The sequence below is a fragment of the Brevundimonas sp. genome (assembly GCF_047617075.1).
Taxonomy (GTDB): domain Bacteria; phylum Pseudomonadota; class Alphaproteobacteria; order Caulobacterales; family Caulobacteraceae; genus Brevundimonas.
Genome location: NZ_JBLGCI010000004.1, coordinates 263,862 through 279,694 on the forward strand (window position 1 = coordinate 263,862; position 15,833 = coordinate 279,694).

11 protein-coding genes are annotated in these 15,833 nt (G+C 64.6%); 8 read left to right on the forward strand and 3 right to left on the reverse strand.

All coding sequences use genetic code 11. The annotated features are described in order from the left end of the window. Nucleotides 1-55: 55 nt before the first annotated feature. The 6 genes from ACI8U3_RS06360 to ACI8U3_RS06385 all read left to right on the forward strand — a co-directional run bounded on the left by ACI8U3_RS06360 (nucleotide 56) and on the right by ACI8U3_RS06385 (nucleotide 10,980). Nucleotides 56-739: a hypothetical protein gene (locus ACI8U3_RS06360; protein ID WP_415014019.1), complete on the forward strand. Its 684-nt coding sequence runs from the start codon at nucleotides 56-58 to the stop codon at nucleotides 737-739. Nucleotides 740-779: 40 nt separating this feature from the next. Further along, nucleotides 780-2,777 carry a hypothetical protein gene (locus ACI8U3_RS06365; protein WP_415014020.1) on the forward strand — a complete coding sequence of 666 codons (1,998 nt, stop codon included), beginning with the start codon at nucleotides 780-782 and terminating at the stop codon, nucleotides 2,775-2,777. An 86-nt stretch (nucleotides 2,778-2,863) separates the two neighbouring features. Continuing rightward, entirely contained in the window at nucleotides 2,864-4,633 is a 1,770-nt protein-coding gene (locus ACI8U3_RS06370; protein ID WP_415014021.1) for a trypsin-like serine peptidase, read from the forward strand. After that, the gene (locus ACI8U3_RS06375; protein ID WP_415014022.1) at nucleotides 4,630-7,620 is read left to right on the forward strand and encodes an ATP-binding protein; all 2,991 of its coding nucleotides are present in this window, start codon (nucleotides 4,630-4,632) and stop codon (nucleotides 7,618-7,620) included. The genes ACI8U3_RS06370 and ACI8U3_RS06375 overlap by 4 nt, the downstream gene beginning before the upstream one ends. Nucleotides 7,621-7,632: 12 nt before the next feature. After that, nucleotides 7,633-9,585 (forward strand): DNA/RNA non-specific endonuclease, encoded by a 1,953-nt coding sequence (locus ACI8U3_RS06380; RefSeq protein WP_415014023.1) that lies wholly within the window; start codon nucleotides 7,633-7,635, stop codon nucleotides 9,583-9,585. 207 nt (nucleotides 9,586-9,792) lie between these two features. Continuing rightward, nucleotides 9,793-10,980 (forward strand): DNA cytosine methyltransferase, encoded by a 1,188-nt coding sequence (locus ACI8U3_RS06385; protein ID WP_415014024.1) that lies wholly within the window; start codon nucleotides 9,793-9,795, stop codon nucleotides 10,978-10,980. Here ACI8U3_RS06385 and ACI8U3_RS06390 read toward each other — a convergent pair. From ACI8U3_RS06390 to ACI8U3_RS06400, 3 genes are all read right to left on the reverse strand, one after another. After that, complete coding sequence (locus tag ACI8U3_RS06390) at nucleotides 10,967-11,632, reverse strand: hypothetical protein (RefSeq protein ID WP_415014025.1); 666 nt, start codon at nucleotides 11,630-11,632, stop codon at nucleotides 10,967-10,969. The two genes, ACI8U3_RS06385 and ACI8U3_RS06390, sit on opposite strands and share 14 nt — an antisense overlap. Before the next feature lie 215 nt (nucleotides 11,633-11,847). Further along, nucleotides 11,848-13,233 (reverse strand): hypothetical protein, encoded by a 1,386-nt coding sequence (locus tag ACI8U3_RS06395; protein WP_415014026.1) that lies wholly within the window; start codon nucleotides 13,231-13,233, stop codon nucleotides 11,848-11,850. Nucleotides 13,234-13,354: 121 nt separating this feature from the next. Continuing rightward, a complete protein-coding gene (locus ACI8U3_RS06400; RefSeq protein ID WP_415014027.1) occupies nucleotides 13,355-13,606 on the reverse strand; it encodes a hypothetical protein in 252 nt (83 codons plus the stop codon). Between the two features lie 188 nt (nucleotides 13,607-13,794). On the opposite strand from ACI8U3_RS06400, the gene ACI8U3_RS06405 reads away from it, so the two are divergent. Together ACI8U3_RS06405 and ACI8U3_RS06410 are read left to right on the forward strand one after the other, a co-directional pair. Then, nucleotides 13,795-14,472 carry a hypothetical protein gene (locus ACI8U3_RS06405; RefSeq protein WP_415014028.1) on the forward strand — a complete coding sequence of 226 codons (678 nt, stop codon included), beginning with the start codon at nucleotides 13,795-13,797 and terminating at the stop codon, nucleotides 14,470-14,472. A 93-nt stretch (nucleotides 14,473-14,565) separates the two neighbouring features. Continuing rightward, the gene (locus ACI8U3_RS06410) at nucleotides 14,566-15,639 is read left to right on the forward strand and encodes a DUF3800 domain-containing protein (protein ID WP_415014029.1); all 1,074 of its coding nucleotides are present in this window, start codon (nucleotides 14,566-14,568) and stop codon (nucleotides 15,637-15,639) included. Nucleotides 15,640-15,833: the final 194 nt, after the last annotated feature.

Sequence of the window (15,833 nt, forward strand, 5' to 3'; positions counted from 1 at the left end):
CGCCCGGACACTGATCAGGAACGCAGGCCGATCCGGCCTGCACGGGGAGGAAGACATGAAAGGCAGCGACGTTGTCGAGGCGGTTCGAAAGGACCTGAAGAAGAAGGGTGAGCCCGCCACCGACCGCGCTGTTGCGGAGCGGCTGGGCATCACGGTGACGACACTCGCGAACTGGAAGGCGCGAGACGAGTTGACGGCAGTCCAGGTCGCCCGCCTCCTGGCCTCCACCGAGAAAGCCACGGAAAAGCGGACCCATGAGGCGGTGATACGGCCCGTCGTCGAGTTCTTCGAGATTCAGCCGGAATGGAGCCGAGGGGGAGCCAACGTTGAGATATTCTCACCGAGTGCGGGCGATGACGCTCACCCCTATCTCGCCGGCCTCAAGGCGGAGTTGCTCGCCGCACGCGGGGTTTACCTGTTCTACGACAGCCGGGGTCGGGCGCTTTATGCCGGCCAGGCACGCTCCCAGTCCCTGTGGAAGGAGATCAACCTAGCCTTCAACCGGGATCGCGGCGTTCAGAAAATCCGCCGCGTGAACCATCCCGTCCAGCGGCAGGATTTTCGGACATTCGACGAGATGAGACGGCAGATCCGCAGCACAAATGTCCGGCTGTACGACCTCGCCGCCTATGTGAGCGCCTGGAGGGTCGCGGACGGCATGATCTGCGATCTGGAGGCGCTGCTGATCCGCGCCTTCCCCAACGACCTGCTGAACACAAAGATGGAGAACTTCGGTTGATCCTCCGTTCGGTAGAGCCCGATCGGACGGAGCCGGTCGGATGAGCCAGGAACGGTTCGTCGGGCCGCTGTTCAAGCGGCTCACCCAGACCGATGCCGGCGTCGGTCTGGCAAAGATCAGCGGCCCCACCATGCTGCGGGAGATCCGCGACTTTCTTCCGCGCCCCCTGGGCAGAGCTCGGCGGGTCAGCGTCAGGGCCAGGCTGGTGGATGACGGGCTTCACGGCCGGCGCCAGCTGGGGGAAGTCGTGGCGACCCTTCAGGCCCAGGGCGGCGGCGCCAAGGCTGTGGAGGTCTACCTCTCAGACATCAGCGAACTGCGCACGCTCTGTGAGGAAGACGACCTGCTGCTGATCGAGCCCGCCGCAGACGAACCGGATCTTATGCGGGTGACGCGCGTCGCAAAGGCATCGCCACGCTTCGCTGCGACGGACGCGAGGACGGGCGAGCGGAGCGCAGGCCTGCTCAGCGGCGGGATCCTGCCCAGGACATGGGAACACGGGCGGCTCAGGCCCGTAACCGACACCGGACAGGTTCTGCTCGCCGACTTCAGCCTGGAAGGATCCTGGCCGCGCTTCGAAGCGACGTTTGAGTCCAAGGACGGGCACGGTCGCAACACCGACTACGAGCAGGGCATTGCCGTGGTGCTGGAGCGTCTTGGCGGCCTGAGCGCCACGCTTCTCACAGCGCGGATCACGAGCGCCCCCATGCTCGCGAGAGCCGCCCAGGGCGAGGATGTTTCCTTCTCACCTGTCGGCGATCTGCTGCCGATCGGTCTGGCCGGCCGCGACCCCGGGATGCTTCGAAAGGCCCTCGTCCTTGCCGGCTCCAAAGTCGGCGTGCTTCCGGAGGGAGACGGCAATACGACGCGCCGGATGACGCTGACGGTCCAGATACCGGGCTCCCCCCTCAGTCTGCACGAGTTGCAGGAACGTCTGGCAGGCGTCGAGCTTGCTCCGCTCGAAGACGTCTCGGCTGAGCCCCCTCCCCCCACGCTCGCGCCGCCGCTTGAGCTGCTGACCGACCTTGAAGACATCGACGCTGCTTTCGGCCACTGGCGCGAAACGCTCCAGGGGCCCTCTCGTCAGATCAGAGGGCCATTTCGCTGGCTGGACAGCGAAGGGTTCGGGTTCCGTTTCGACCGGTCACACCGCCGTGAAGGAGCCGTCGACGTCCGGATTGGCGTGCGTCATTCCGGGCCGCCCTGGGCGGTGGAGATAAACTCTCCCCGCGTCGCAGCAGACGCCAATGGTCTGTCGACCGTGGCGACAGACCAGAACGGACGACGGGTGCTGATCCGACAGGGCCGACTGCATGCGAATCCGGACTCCGACGGGGACATCAGGGGCGAGCAGTTCACATCCTTCAGCGGCCTGGCTCCCGTGGAGGTGACCGAAGAGACCACGCCCCAGAAGCGTGAATGGTACGTAGTGGCCGACCTTGAGGCCTCTGCGGCTCAGATCCGCTCCAGCACTGCCCTGTTCGTCCAGGCCTGCGCTGTGGCGCGCGCGCGCTCCCTCGGGCTGGAAATCCCCGCATCGGCCCCGCCGCTTGAGGCGCCCGGCGAGATCGGGGGGACCTACGTGCTGCCGGCGGCCGCTGCGCTTCCGGAGCGTCTTGCACGCAGACTGCACGGCGACGTCTGGCAGGCGCTGCATCGCAGGCTGGGCGAGCATGGTGTCAGCCTGGTGAAACTGCGCCACGAAAAGGGCTACGAGGTCGACGGCGTGGTGCACACGGCGGACGGCACGATCCTCGTGGAGATCAAGAGCCAGGCGTCCGCCGCCGATGTCTATGAGGGCGTCGGTCAGCTCATTCTCTATTCAGAGATGATGAAGCTGGGACTTTGCCGACGCGTTCTGCTGCTGCCGTTTCTTCCGAGTTCGACGCTGATTGAGGCGATGGCCGCCTGTGGCATTCTCATCGAGACCTTCCAGGTGACCGGGGATGATGCCGCAGAGAGCATTTCCTTTTCGGAAGACCTGATCGAGCGCTGCTTTGGCGGCGCGATTCCGAGTCCTGCCGGAGCTGCTTCATAATCGACGGGAGCGGCAGCGCTTCTAGGTATGATGGTATCGTCAGGACTTAAAGAATGCGGTAGGTTGTGTGCACGCGGGAGGGGCCTGTGGCGGACGACGAAGCGATTCTGCTGGCTATAAAGGAGCGCCAGGCCGAGGTCGCCGACGCCCTGTTTTCGCTTCAGGCCGATCACGGCGTCGTCTGCTCGCTGGACACCCTCACCGCTGTCGCCGCGACGGTCGATACCCCAAGAGCTGAATACATTCTGCACCACTTCCTGGAGCCCAAAGGGCTTAAGGCGGCCTTCATCGAAGCACTGCGCGCGCGCGGCGTGCCTCTGGCGGAAACGCCCCCGACCGGGCCCGACGTTCTGCTGTTCAGTAATGCCGCGTTCCTCGGTCGAGCCCAGGCGTTCCGTTGCAAGATTGAAGCTGGCGATCCCGTAGCGAGTATTGGTTCCGGATGCCTCGTCAGCCCGCATCTGGTTATGACGGCGAGCCATGTGGTCAAGAGCGCCCCCCCGGATTCTGAGCGAATTGAACCTGTCCGGGTCATCCTGTCGGACGGTTCTTCCCGCCGTGTCGTTGGTCCGCCAGTTTACATTTCCGACTGCGCCGGGGTCGACTACGCAGGCGCCTGGCCCGGTGACGACGCGCCCTTCGCAGACCTCCACGACATCGCGCTTCTCAGACTTGAGACCGCCGAAGGGGCGAAGTTCGGATATCCCGAACTGCCGCCTCCCGTAGACCCAAATGGGCCGGCGAGACCTCGCCACATCATGGTTGTTCACTTTCCCGAGGGCGCGGATATCGGAGGGGTCACCCTTGGCCGCACGAAGGCGTTCAGAAAGATCCGCGCCAGGGTCGGCCATAATGCCGAAACCGCTGCAGGCTCCTCGGGCGGCCCCTGCTTCAGCCTGGACTGCAGACTTGTGGGAATTCACCAGGGACGATGGCTTGATAGGCGGAGGTTCGTACCCTCGGAACGCTTCGTCGACGCCGTGCGGCCACTGATCGAGAAGGACGTCGCCCCACCCGCGCTCTGGTCCCTGTCCGAAACGCCTGCGGGCCCCATTGTTTTCGGGCGGGACGATTTGTTCGAAGCGTTCGCAGAGGCCGCCGGCCCGACCTCGCGTGCTCGCGGCCTGCGCCTGCTCAGGGCCGATGATGACACGGCTGATGCGATGGCTCTGAACTTCCAGATTGTCCAACGCCTGGTCCAGCTGAGACCCGGGCGCGCGACGCTTGTTCGGGTGCCGCTCTCTGCCGGGGACGAAGACGTTCTTGATGTCTTGAGCCAAGCGGCTCGAGCGGCCGGGGTAGATGCGGATCTGCCTTTGGCTGGTGAAGGCGTAACCCCCGGCGACACCACCCCGGAAGCCTCCATCCGCGACAGAGCCATCCGGTTCCTTTCGGCACTCAATCAGGCCGCTGATCAGTCACAGGTCTGGCTATATTTCGAGCAGGACACGCCGCTGTCCGGTCTCAACCTCGTTACGCTCGAAATGATTGTTGAGGCCGCCTTCAGCCAGCCGTCGATCCGGCTTGTGCTCGCCGGTTGCGAAAGCGTGGCCACGCCCGGCGAGGTTTTTGACACACCGGGCATGGCGGTCGCCGCCGTGGCCGCCGGCATCATAGATGTTCCTGTCCAGGCTTTTACAGCGGCGGACGTCCGCCTCTGCCTCCAGCGCGCATGGGCCGCGCTCGGTAAGCCGGAGCTCTCGGCCGAAGCGTCCAACTCGCTCGTCGAGCATGTTATCCTGCAGGGAATTCCTCCGTTCAACGCGCGCTTTGTTCTTTCCCGCTACGGTGCTGTGGAGAAAAGGCTGCATGACCTGATTTGGGATCAAGCCGGCGAAGAGGAGGAGGCCGCATGACGCACGCGCTCCCCGAAAGCTCTCCGGTTCTGCGCTACGCAGCGCTGTCGGCCCGTTTTGACCCGCGGGACGCGCTTCAGCTCGCCAACCTGAGCTCCGAGCAGCTTCTGGAGACCGCCGCCCTGCTCGGCGCCATCTGCGATACTGCGGCCGGCAAGCGGTGGCTGATGCGGCCGGCGGTTCGCCGCCGCACGATCGAAGCCCTCGCGGAACGCGGCGAGCTGCATCAGGCTCTGGAAGAGCGCAGCAGCTGGCCGGGCTACGATGCTGACGCTCGCGCGCTGGGGGAACTGCTGCGGGGTGGTTTCGAAAGCCCCCACCTGTTGAGCGACCCGGAACTGCGCAGCACCCTCGAGGCGGTCCTGAACGACCGGCAGCCGTCCAGCCCGAAAGGACTGAGCCGCCTTTGGGGACTTCTGGCTATGGCCGCTCCGGTTGCGGGCCCCGCAATGGCCCGAAGAGCCCAGGCGCTGATCGACTTAAGCTTAGCTGATCTTCGTGCTTCCGCCCTTCTTGGGTCCGGATTCGAGGGCCGGCAAGACGAAAGGGAGCGCCTGGAGACCTGGCTCAGAACGCCGACAAGGAACCCGCCTCTCAAGGCGCTCTATGTCCAGGGCCTCCCCGCCATCGGCAAGTCGAGCCTGCTGGAAAGGGTCATCTTCGACCCGACTGCGCTTGCGGGTGCCGTGGTCATACGTCTCGACTTCGACCGAACAGGCCTGGATCCGCGGGATCGCCTGCGAATGACCGTGGAGCTCGCCCGTCAGCTTGCCGCACAGGCGCCGTCCGCCGCCGAAGGCCTCAACACTGCGGTTCGCGGCGCGCTGCGAAGTCTGGCGACGGGCGGCTCGAGCGCACGTGACGTCATTCCGGAAGACCTCGTACGCGCTCTTCGCCTCGTTTTGGGTGACGGACGGCACATAGCTGCGGTGCTGGACACGCTCGAGTCTCTGGATGCGCGCGGACCGCGGCAGGTGGAACAACTGTTCGCCTGGCTGGACGACATCATGAGCATGACGGGGCTCCCGATTTCCGTCGTCGCGGGCGGTCGCGGTGAGGGCCGAAGCGTGCTGGGACCGCGCTTGTCGGACCAGTCCCTCGTTCTGGACACTCTGCCGCCGGATGACCAATACCGCCTCATGGCGCGCATGGACGTGCCTGAGAATCTCAGAGCCCCGGTCGCGAGCGCGGCCGAAGGGAATCCGCTGCGCCTGAAAATGGCCGCTCGCCTCGCTCTGGAGGACCCCCACGCCATCCCCGAAAAAAGCGGCATGGACGCCGCACACCTCTATCGGAGCCTCCAGTCCCGAATTGCGGATCCGCGCGTCAGGGAACTTTTGGATCCCGGCCTGCTGCTTCGACGGCTAGACAGAGAGAGTTTCCGCGGAATCATCGCACCGTTCTTCCGGCTCGGGACCGATCCTCAGTTTCTGGATCCAATGTTTAAGGCGCTGGTCGCCCAGTCCTGGCTGTTTGAGCCGGACCGGCGACAGGACGGCTGGTTTCGCCAGCCTGAGCCCGTACGCAAGCTGATCGCGTCGCTTATGTCCTCAGGATCGCGCGCGAAGAGCCTCCACCGGCAGGCCTCCCGGTGGCTCATGCAGCGGCCTTCTGTTCTGGAACAGGCCGATGGCCTTTTCCACCGCCTGCAGGGAGGCTGGGTTCCGGAACCCGCCGCCATCAATCCCGACCTTGCGGCCCAGTTCGACGAGGCCATGCTCGAAGAACTGTCTCATGAGGCGCGAAGGGCGATCCTGTGGGTTCGGGGAGACCTGTCCAGTCGATTTGACAGCATAAGAGGCGCCGACCGGAGCCCCTCAAGGAGCGATGCCCGCAACCTCGCCATAAGCCTAAACCGAGGTGTCTCAGAGGAAGCCGAGTATCTGTTTCGGGAGACCTTCGAAAGCCGGTACATCGACCCGCAGTCTGAACAGGCGGATGTCCAAAGGGCGTTCCTCTGGCGCTCCGGACGCTGGAAGGAAGCGATTGCCGCCCTGCGTGAACGAGATCTGGTCAGGGCGGACGATTTCGACCTGCCGGATCTGATCGAGGCACTTCCACGCGATATCGCCTTCTGCCGCGCAGAGATGCGTGCCGAAACAGCGCCTCACGACTTCACGCGAACGCTCTCGTCGAATGACAAGATGAGAGGCGCTTTCTGGGAGCTGTTCTCAGCGGATTCTTTCGGCAGGCTTCGCGGGGGCGCGACCGACTTCCTTGTTCGTCAGATCGACATACGGGCTCAGGGGGACAGGAGAGGCGACGTCGTGGAGATGACGATGGGCGTCTGGGCCAACGGCGGCTGGGACAGCATCGCCGGCGAACTCCACGTGCCGTTCCCGCCCGGAGACGACCCACCGGATTCGGTGGAAGGGCGGGCCGAGATCTGCCGAACTCTGGCGCGCTTCAACCCCATCGCGGCGCCCGTCCGGACCTATATCGGTCGGCAGGAAGTTGAAGACCGCATCGCCGAAATGCCCATGGAGCTCAAGGACCGGATCGAGGAGCGCGCGCCGCTCGTCTACGAGAGCCTGCCCACGGGCTTCGATTCCCTGGTGGCGACCGGATGGTTTGCCGAATGGCTGAGCATGGAGGCTTACCACCGCCGCGACGGCAACCTGTCCGTACTCAGCCAGAGAGCCGAGGCCTGGCGTCAGACCATAGCCGGCAGATGGCGTTTCGGATTCGTCCCCAGGTATTGGGACAAGAGCAGTCAGACTCTGGATGTGGTGATCACCGCCCGCATCGCCCGACTCCTGCGTGAGCCCTCCCCGACCGACGAAGCCTTCCACGACCTTCGGGTGTGGGGCTGTTCGCTGGATGATCCGCGGCTGGCGAAGCGTGTGGATCAGGCCGCCCGAGCCATTCCCAGAGGCGGTGGCGTGAGTTCTTTCCAGACGGCGCTGGCCGCGGCCCGGCGCCTTCGGAGTGCGCGTACCCCGGTCGCGGTCATTCCGGCGCTCGCTGTCCTTGCAGCGAGATGGTGAGGAGAAAAGCACATGACTGTTGAGGACGAAGAGAGCGCGGCGCGCGCTGCTCGGCTGATTGAAAATCGCGCGCTTTATGAGGCAGTGCAGGAGAAGCTGGGCGAGAGCGGAAAAAAAATGGTCGCGCTGGAAGGCGCGAAGAATTTGTCGGTCCCGGGGGATGCTGCCCGCTTGCTGGAAACCCGAAAAGGTCCGCCCGGCCTGCTGGAGGCGATCATCCGGCAGGTCGGCCGCCCCCCCATGGAGATCCGGGACGGCCGGATCGTCTGGGAGACGCCGGGCGAGCTGGCCTTCACCCGCCAGCAGGCCCTGCAGATCGCGCCCCTGACGGAGTCCGTAGGACGCATTGATTTCCTCAATCACGACCTGACCTACGGCGGCACCGGTTGGGTCCTCGATACTGAGGGCGAAGATCGGCTGGTGGTGACCAATCGGCACGTTGCCGTATCGGTCTGCCGGCGGCTGGCTGACGGCCGGGGCGTCCTCGCACGTTCCCCCTGGAATGGCGCACGCTACGGGCTTGAGGTCGATTTCAACGAAACGCCGGGCAGTCAGCCTCGAAGGCTTGCGCGAGGCACGCTTGTCGAAGCGGTGTTCCTGGCGGAGGATCTGCAGAGCGACGCAGCCCTGCTGCGGATCGGCCTCATGAGCGGACAGCGCCTCCCCGACCCTCTGCCGCTCGCTGATCGGGAAGCCAAGCGGGGCGAGGTCGTGGCACTGGTCGGCTATCCGGCCTGGGACAGCCGGAATGATCGCACAGCGATGGCCCGCTACTTCAAGGACCTGTATGATGTCAAAAGGTTCGCCCCCGGTCTTGTCATGCAGTCTGCAAAGGATGGGGTGATCACTCACGACTGCACCTCTCTGGGCGGCAACTCCGGCTCTCCGCTCCTGAGCGTGGAAGAAAGGAAGGTCGTCGGGCTGCACTTCGCCGGGCTGTACGGCGTCGCCAACAGCGCCGTCGGACGAGAAACCCTCGCTGAGCTCCTGCGAGCCCGTCGGCTTGTCTCGGTCATTCATCCTGAGCGCCAAGGCGATGACGAGACCCGAAATGACGGGCGCAGTTCGCCGGAGAAGCTCTCCGGGCGGGCAGGCTTCGACCCCGGGTTTCTCGGCGACGGAGACCTGGCTACGCCCTGGCCCAGGCTGTCAGCAGAAATGCAGGCCGGGCTCGCCCGTCCCTGTGATGCCACCGAAGACCGTCCGAACGAGCTTCGCTACACCCACTTCGGCGTACTCTTTTCCGAGACGTTCGGGCTGCCGCTGATGACAGCCGTCAACATCGACGGTGAGCAGACCGTCCGCCTCAAGCGCGGCAGGGATCGCTGGTTCTTTGACGGGCGGATTCCTGAAGAGGTCCAGTTCAGCAGCCACGCTTACGACGTCCGGGGCATAGACCGAGGTCACATGGTCCGCCGCGAGGATCCGAACTGGGGTCCGCAGGCCGAGCTGGCGAACGACGACACATTCCACCTGACGAATGCGGCGCCTCAGCACTCCCGCTTCAATCAAAACAGCGAACAGTGGCTGGGCCTGGAAACCTATATCCTCGAAAGCGCGCGAACAGAGGGGTTCAGGGCCTGCGTGTTCACCGGGCCGGTCCACCTACCTGATGACCCTCCGCTTGAGGAAGACGGCATGACCGTGCCTCTGGAGTTCTGGAAACTGGCTGTGATGAAAGCCGCCGACGGCTCGGGCCTTCACGCTACCGCTTATCTGCTCAGCCAGGGACAGCTGATAAGAAAGCTGCTGGAAGATCGGGATCGCCGCGAAGCCCGGGAAGGCTTCCGGCTGGGGGCGTTTCGGACCTTCCAGGTCTCCGTCGCTGATCTCGGCGAAGCGCTTGGCTATGATTTCGGGCCCTATGTCGCGGCGGACCCCTTCCACCGCGTTCAGCAGAGCGCTGACGAGACCCAGGCGCCCGTTGCGCGGGAGATCAGATCCGCAGCCGACATGCTGCTATGACGATCAGCGTCGGCTGGTGCGCTCCCACGCGCATCTCCGGCAGTGAGGACCCGCAGGCGACGGGCGGTCTCTCCTGGGAGGCGCGCTGAATTCGGCAGTTCTCGCGCGGTAAGGGATTCCAATCGGCAGCTGGTTGGGCCAGGGTGGAACATGCGGCGAACGCCTCTAGGGCGGCCGTCCTTCAGTGGCATTTCGACAGGCCTGTCCATGACGTTTGATATCGACGCCGACGAGCGCCTGTACCTTCGCCGGGGCGTCAATGCGCCGTGGTACAAGGCGCGGGATCTCACCGACGACGAACGCGAGCGGTTCCGGCAGATCAGCGAAGCGTCGCGAAACGCCAAGGCTCTGGCCGAATCCGGCGGGAGCCGGCCCCTTCATCCGATTCCCACCCCTCGCCTTGATCCGCTCGACCTGATGCCCGCCCTGCCCGCCAACGGGCTGCGGGCCCTGAGCCTGTTCAGCGGCGGAGGCGGGCTCGACATCGGCTTCGACCGCGCCGGCTACGCCCACGTGGCGTCCTACGACATCCTGGAGATGACCGGGGAAGTCCTCTCCCGTGCGCGCCCGGACTGGAAAGTGTTTTCCGGCGCCGCCGGTGACGTGACGGCCGTCAGCTGGAAGGACTACCGCAATCAGGTGGACGTGCTTCACGGCGGCCCCCCCTGCCAGCCGTTCAGCCATGCGGGCCGCCAGCAGGGCGCCGAGGACGCACGCGACATGGTGCCGGAAATGGTCCGGGCGGTGCTCGAGATGCAGCCGCGCGCATTTGTTCTGGAGAATGTCTCAGGACTGGGGGCGTCCAAGTTCAGGGACTACCTCGACAGCACCATATTCGCCCCCCTGTCCAAGACCTACTCAGTGCAGCGGTTCGCGCTGGAGGCGGCGGACTTCGGCGTGCCGCAGCGTCGCAAAAGGCTGTTCTTCGTCGGCTTCCGCAAACAGAAGGACGCGTCCCGCTTTGTCGTTCCGGCCGCCACCCACGCGCTGACTCCACAGGGCGATCTCATGCAGACCATGGGAGCTCGTGAAGCCCTGGGGCTGCCGGATATCGGCGTCGATGGTCTTGCGCCGACGATCCGCAGCGGTCTCACCGGCCCGCGGCACACCACCAGCATCGTGAACAGTTCAACCGCGGCGCGCCACTGGGCCGAACTGCAGATATGGCCCAACGGCGTGGCGAAGGATCGCGAGGCGGCAGCGCGGTTCCCCTCAAACAGCGGCGCGTTCCGTCTTTCGGTGGCCGACTGCATGATCCTGCAGGGCTTCCCGGCGGACTGGCCGATCCTGAACGGTGCGGTGTATAGGGCGCTGGGGCTCATCGGGAACTCGGTCGCGCCGCCGATGGGATATGCAGTGGCTGCGGCGGTCGCGCAGGCGCTCAGCCGGGATTAGCGGTCATCCACTCCCGCACGAGCGTCCGCAGCGCCTCGGCGTGATTGGATGTGATTGCCGGCCAGGACGCCAGGTACTGCGGGCTGACCTTGGGATTGTTCAGCGTGGATCCGCGCTCGATCACATAGCGCAGCCGATCCCGGAAAATCGTCAGCATGCGTTCGGGCGTGATGTGTCGCTCGTCCCCCATGGCGGCGCTGTACTGTGCGGCGCTGTACTGCATCTTGTGCAGCTTGCGGGCGTCGGCGACGGTGTACGCAGCCTTCTCGCCGAGCACAGCATACATATCTTCGAGAGTAAGGCGGGCAGGCGCCAGCTTTGCCAGCTCGAAGTCGGGGCGGATGTACTCCCACCGGCCCTCGATCCATGGGCGCATGGCTTCGGGGCTGCCATAGCGGCACAGGGTGAGGTCGCTGCCGGTGTAGACGCTCACGAGCCAGTGCTTGGTGCGCCATTTCTCAATGTGGTCGCGGCCGAAGTCCCGCACCGTCGTCAGGCCGCCGCCCGTGGTGATGGATTTCAGCTCGAACTCCAGCTCCCGGCCGTCGATGCGAAGCACCGCATCAACCCCGTGGCGCGTCCGGTTCTCCGGCCGCTCCAGGTTGAACAGGTCCACCATTCGATTTTCTCTGACGTCGTCCTGCGCGCTCAACCGACCTTCTCCCCGCTCTGCTTCTCTTATGGCCGACGCCGCACCAAGAAGTCACTACTTCAGGATGCAGGGGGTGTCCGGGGAAGACGTTCGCCGCACGGCGGCGGGTCGCGAGCAAGGGTTGTTTCGACCCAATTAAAACCGCTCTCAGGTCTGCGCTCAAATGAGACTGGGGTGTTTCGCAGCAACCGGACCGCCCGCCAGCGGCCAGCCGCTCAGGACGCGAATTCATCCCGGGGCCATTTGTCCCGGATGTTCGCGTCGGAGAACCGTTTCCCCTCAACGAGCAGCCAGGCAAGGTGCGCGCCCCGGCTGTTCACGTCGATATGATCGTCCTCGATCTCCGCGATCTGATGTTCATCAACGACGCCTTCCCCATGGAACCGGATGAGGTGCCGCCTTTGATGGAAGAGGTTCAGACATCTCCGCCGGTGTTCGTCGAAACTCTGTACGGCCGCAATCATCTCGCGATTGTTCTGGGCCCGCTCCCCTGCGGCCTGGCGGTCATACTCCGGCCGTTCGTGCGGTCTCGCGGAAATCAGCAGCACGCGCAGATCGGCCACGCTCAGACAGTCGTCGATCAGATTGTGGCCGGTCGAACGAACATCTGTGATGATCTGGCGGCAATCCTTGCAGACCCAGACATATTCGAAATCGCCATAGGTCAGGCCCGGGTTGTACCAACCGTTGCGAGCCCAGAGCGCTTCTGGCCGCATCTCAACGGAGAACACCCGGCGACGGTGGGCTCCGGCCGTCCACAGGCCGCTTTTGGGCGCCTTGCGCAGCATTTCCAGACGGGATCGGTCGCAGACTCCGCAGCACCAATCAGCAGGCGGCGCATGCCAGAAGTCGCCGGGGCGGGCCGCGGCTGTGAACCGCTCAAGGTCCTGCATCGTGGGGATGGCGACCCGCGCCTTGCCCGCCGGCTTGACCGAAGAGGCGAAGCCGTCGCGCTGGATGGAGCGCTTAGCCACGACGCCGGGCAGCCACTCAGCGCGCCACCGATCGCCGAACGCCTCGCCGAGGATGTCCGTCATCAGGGCCGCCTTGGCATCCGGCCGGTAACCCGATCCTTCGCGGGCGTGCCGCCCTTCCGCGATACGCCCGGCCATGACCCTCATGAAGGCCAGCCGGTCCCTGACGTCCTCGGCCACCTCTCGCCAGACGGTCAAGGCGGTAGGGACATCTACCACGTGTGTTCTGTTTGGCGCGACGCTGATGAAGCGGCCGATCTCGGACGGCGCGAAGCTGAAGTTCGGGTCGATCTCTTCGGCTAGAGCCAGTTTGGCGGCGCCGTCGGCAGCGTTGCAGTCATTGCAGACCAAGACTGTGTGGAAGCGCTCCGCAAGCCCCATACAGGCCTGGACAGCGCTGTGAAGCGCGTCGTTCCGCGCCCGCTCGGTGGTCTTCCGCTGGCTGCGCCACAGGATGCGGACGCCTTCGTCCCCCAGATGATCGTGATGGCGGTCGAGCTGGCAAAGGACGACGCCCGCAGGTGTCAGTCTCGCGATCTCGGGCTTGCGCCGCCGGCAGACCGGACAGCGCCAATCCGTGGCGACGCCCGCCCAGTTTGCGTTGAGCTCCAGCCGGGCCGAGCCCAAGGCTCGCAGGATCTCCCGCGTCTGTTCGCTCCAACGCCCGTCAAGAGACGGCAGAAAACGCTGGAGCGCTGCGTCGTCCGCGACCGCAAAATCCGGAATGGGCGATGTCTCCACCATCATCTCAGAACCGGTCGATTTCGTCAGGCCGGGCGTCGCGCTTTTCGACGATGAGCGCCATGTAATCACCGAAGCCCTTCGGTTTGAAATAACGGGCTTTTACGTCCCAGACGGTGCGGGAGGCTCCTGCCCTCGAGGCGCTGATGAAGTCGCCGGGGGCCGGACCGAGGCCACCACACTCCTCGAGCCCCATCTCATGTTGGAGGTCTTCGAAGTGACCATGCGATTCACGGCCGTACAGGCACAGGACAGTCATGGAGATCTCCGTACTTCGGCCCAGCCATGCCTAGCCAGGCGATACGTCAGATTTGGTCGTGCGGCCTCCCTTTTTCCTCAGCTTGAGGTAGAACGGGGCGCAAGCGTTGTGGCAGGAACAATACAAGAACCAGTCCGAAGCGGAAACATGCTGGCGCGTTTAGGTTGGCGACGGCGCAAGGAGCATGGATGGCGGCCGTTCACGAGTTCGACATCGATCGCGACCTGGTGGATCACTGCGAGTACGTAGACGCCCTTCTGGCGGGATCTCTGCGCAAGGGTCGATGCTCGCGCCTGCTCCGAAACCAACTCGTGATCTTCTCCGCCAACATCGCCATGGGCCCGGCCGGGAATCGCCACTGGTTCGATCCCGCAGCCGTCTGTGAAACCATCGCCGTCCTCGAAGGCTCAGGTTCGCGCGATATAACCAAGGGACCGTCCCAGTTCACCAAGGGGCCGTTGAGAGGGCTGGAGTACAAGCATTTCTTCCAGGCCAGCTTCATGGCCCAGAACCTACTCAACGAATCCAGCCGCGCCGGGGCAGACCTGATTTATCGCAAGCTGATCCGCCATCACGGCTCCTATGGCGCGGTCGATGGTCGTCTGCTGACAGAGGAAGACATTGGCCTGATCGCGGATGCTTTTGTGACCGATGGATATGAAAGACGGGCGGCTCAGCGGGCCAAGGGGCCGCGCTGGGGACTGACAGGCGAACATCTGATCTTCGCGCGCGCCGTAGGCGGGAACCGCTATCTCTTCGTCGCCCCTCACACCGCAGAGGAGACAGCGCTGGTGGCCAGCGCGCGCGCCTGCCTAGAGGACTTTCCCGAAGTCGCCGCGATCGCCGCGTCCCTTCCAGCGGCCTGAGCTAGCGTATCAGCATAAACCGCCGTTCCGTGACTGGCGGCGCGTCCTCCGGGCGCCCATCTAGAAAGTCCCCCAGTTGTCACTTAGCCCCCCATGACCACGCCGCTCTATTTCGATGAATCCGGCTACACGGGCCGGCAGCTGATGGATCCGCTTCAGCGGCATTTCGTGCTCGCTTCCAGCCGCATCTCAGACGAAACAGCCAAGGCGTTGATGCAGCAGAGCTTCCCTGCCTATCAGGGCGACGAGTTCAAGTTCGAGAAGATCTGGAACCGTCCGCGTTCGCGTCGGCGTCTGCCCGAGTTCGTTCGCGCGGTCGGCGTCCACGCCGAGGACCTCTACGTCTGGCAAATCGACAAGCGGTTCTCGTTGCTGATCAAGATGCTGGAATATCTGGTCGAGCCGGACCTCTATGAGGCGGGCTTCGACTGGTACAGCGGCTTTGGCTATCGCGTGTCGAACCACTTCCAGTTCGGCCTGACGCATGTGGCGCGCAAGGGGCTCTATGAGGACACTCTGGCCGCCTACTACGCCTTTGCGCGCAAGCCCACGGATGAGGGGCTGGGCATCCTAGCCAAGGCCCTAGTCTCGTTGAGCCGGCGCGCGCCCAAGGAAATCCGGCATGTTTTCAACGCGTGCGGCATGGGCGTCGCCAACTTCCACCGTCACCACGACATGGGCACATTCAAGGACACCCTGGAGGTCTATGTCACCAGCATGCTCAATGCGGTCGGCTATTGGGCCCAGCGCGGCCTCACCGATCTGGAACTACATCACGACGAGTCGAGCGCCTTCTTCCGGCAATCCGAATTGTGGGCCTCCCTGACGTCGCCCACCGTTGCCGCGCAACTCCATCCGGTGCTCAACGGACCCCCGATCGCGTTCCCCCTGCCCGTCGCCGCGACGATCTCAAGGAAGTCCGAAGAGAGCCCCGGGGTCCAGCTATGCGACCTCGTCGCCGGCCTGTCCGTCAAGCTGTTCACCCGGGAAGTGCAGTCGGACGAGGCCTTGGTCGAGGCCCTGAAATCCGGCGGCTTCGGCGAGATCACGACCAACGGTGTCACCCCGGGCACCGATTTCCCCGAGGGGCCGCCGCCTCGGCGGGTCGGCAAGGACGCAGTCGATAAAATGGTGGACCTCATCCACTCGGGTCAGTCTCAGAGCTGATACACTGGAACTCTGATAAGGAAGACGCCGGCGCGCCTATGGAGCCCGTTCCGACCGGGATCAGCTTCCTTTCGCCCGATCGCCACGTCCGAGGTTGAGGTGATGCTGGGTTCTTCTGCCACCGTCGCCGATTTCCTCAACCAGCCCTGAAAGCTCCGAGAAAGGCCCGGCCCGCCGGGTTTCCAGAAGTTTGA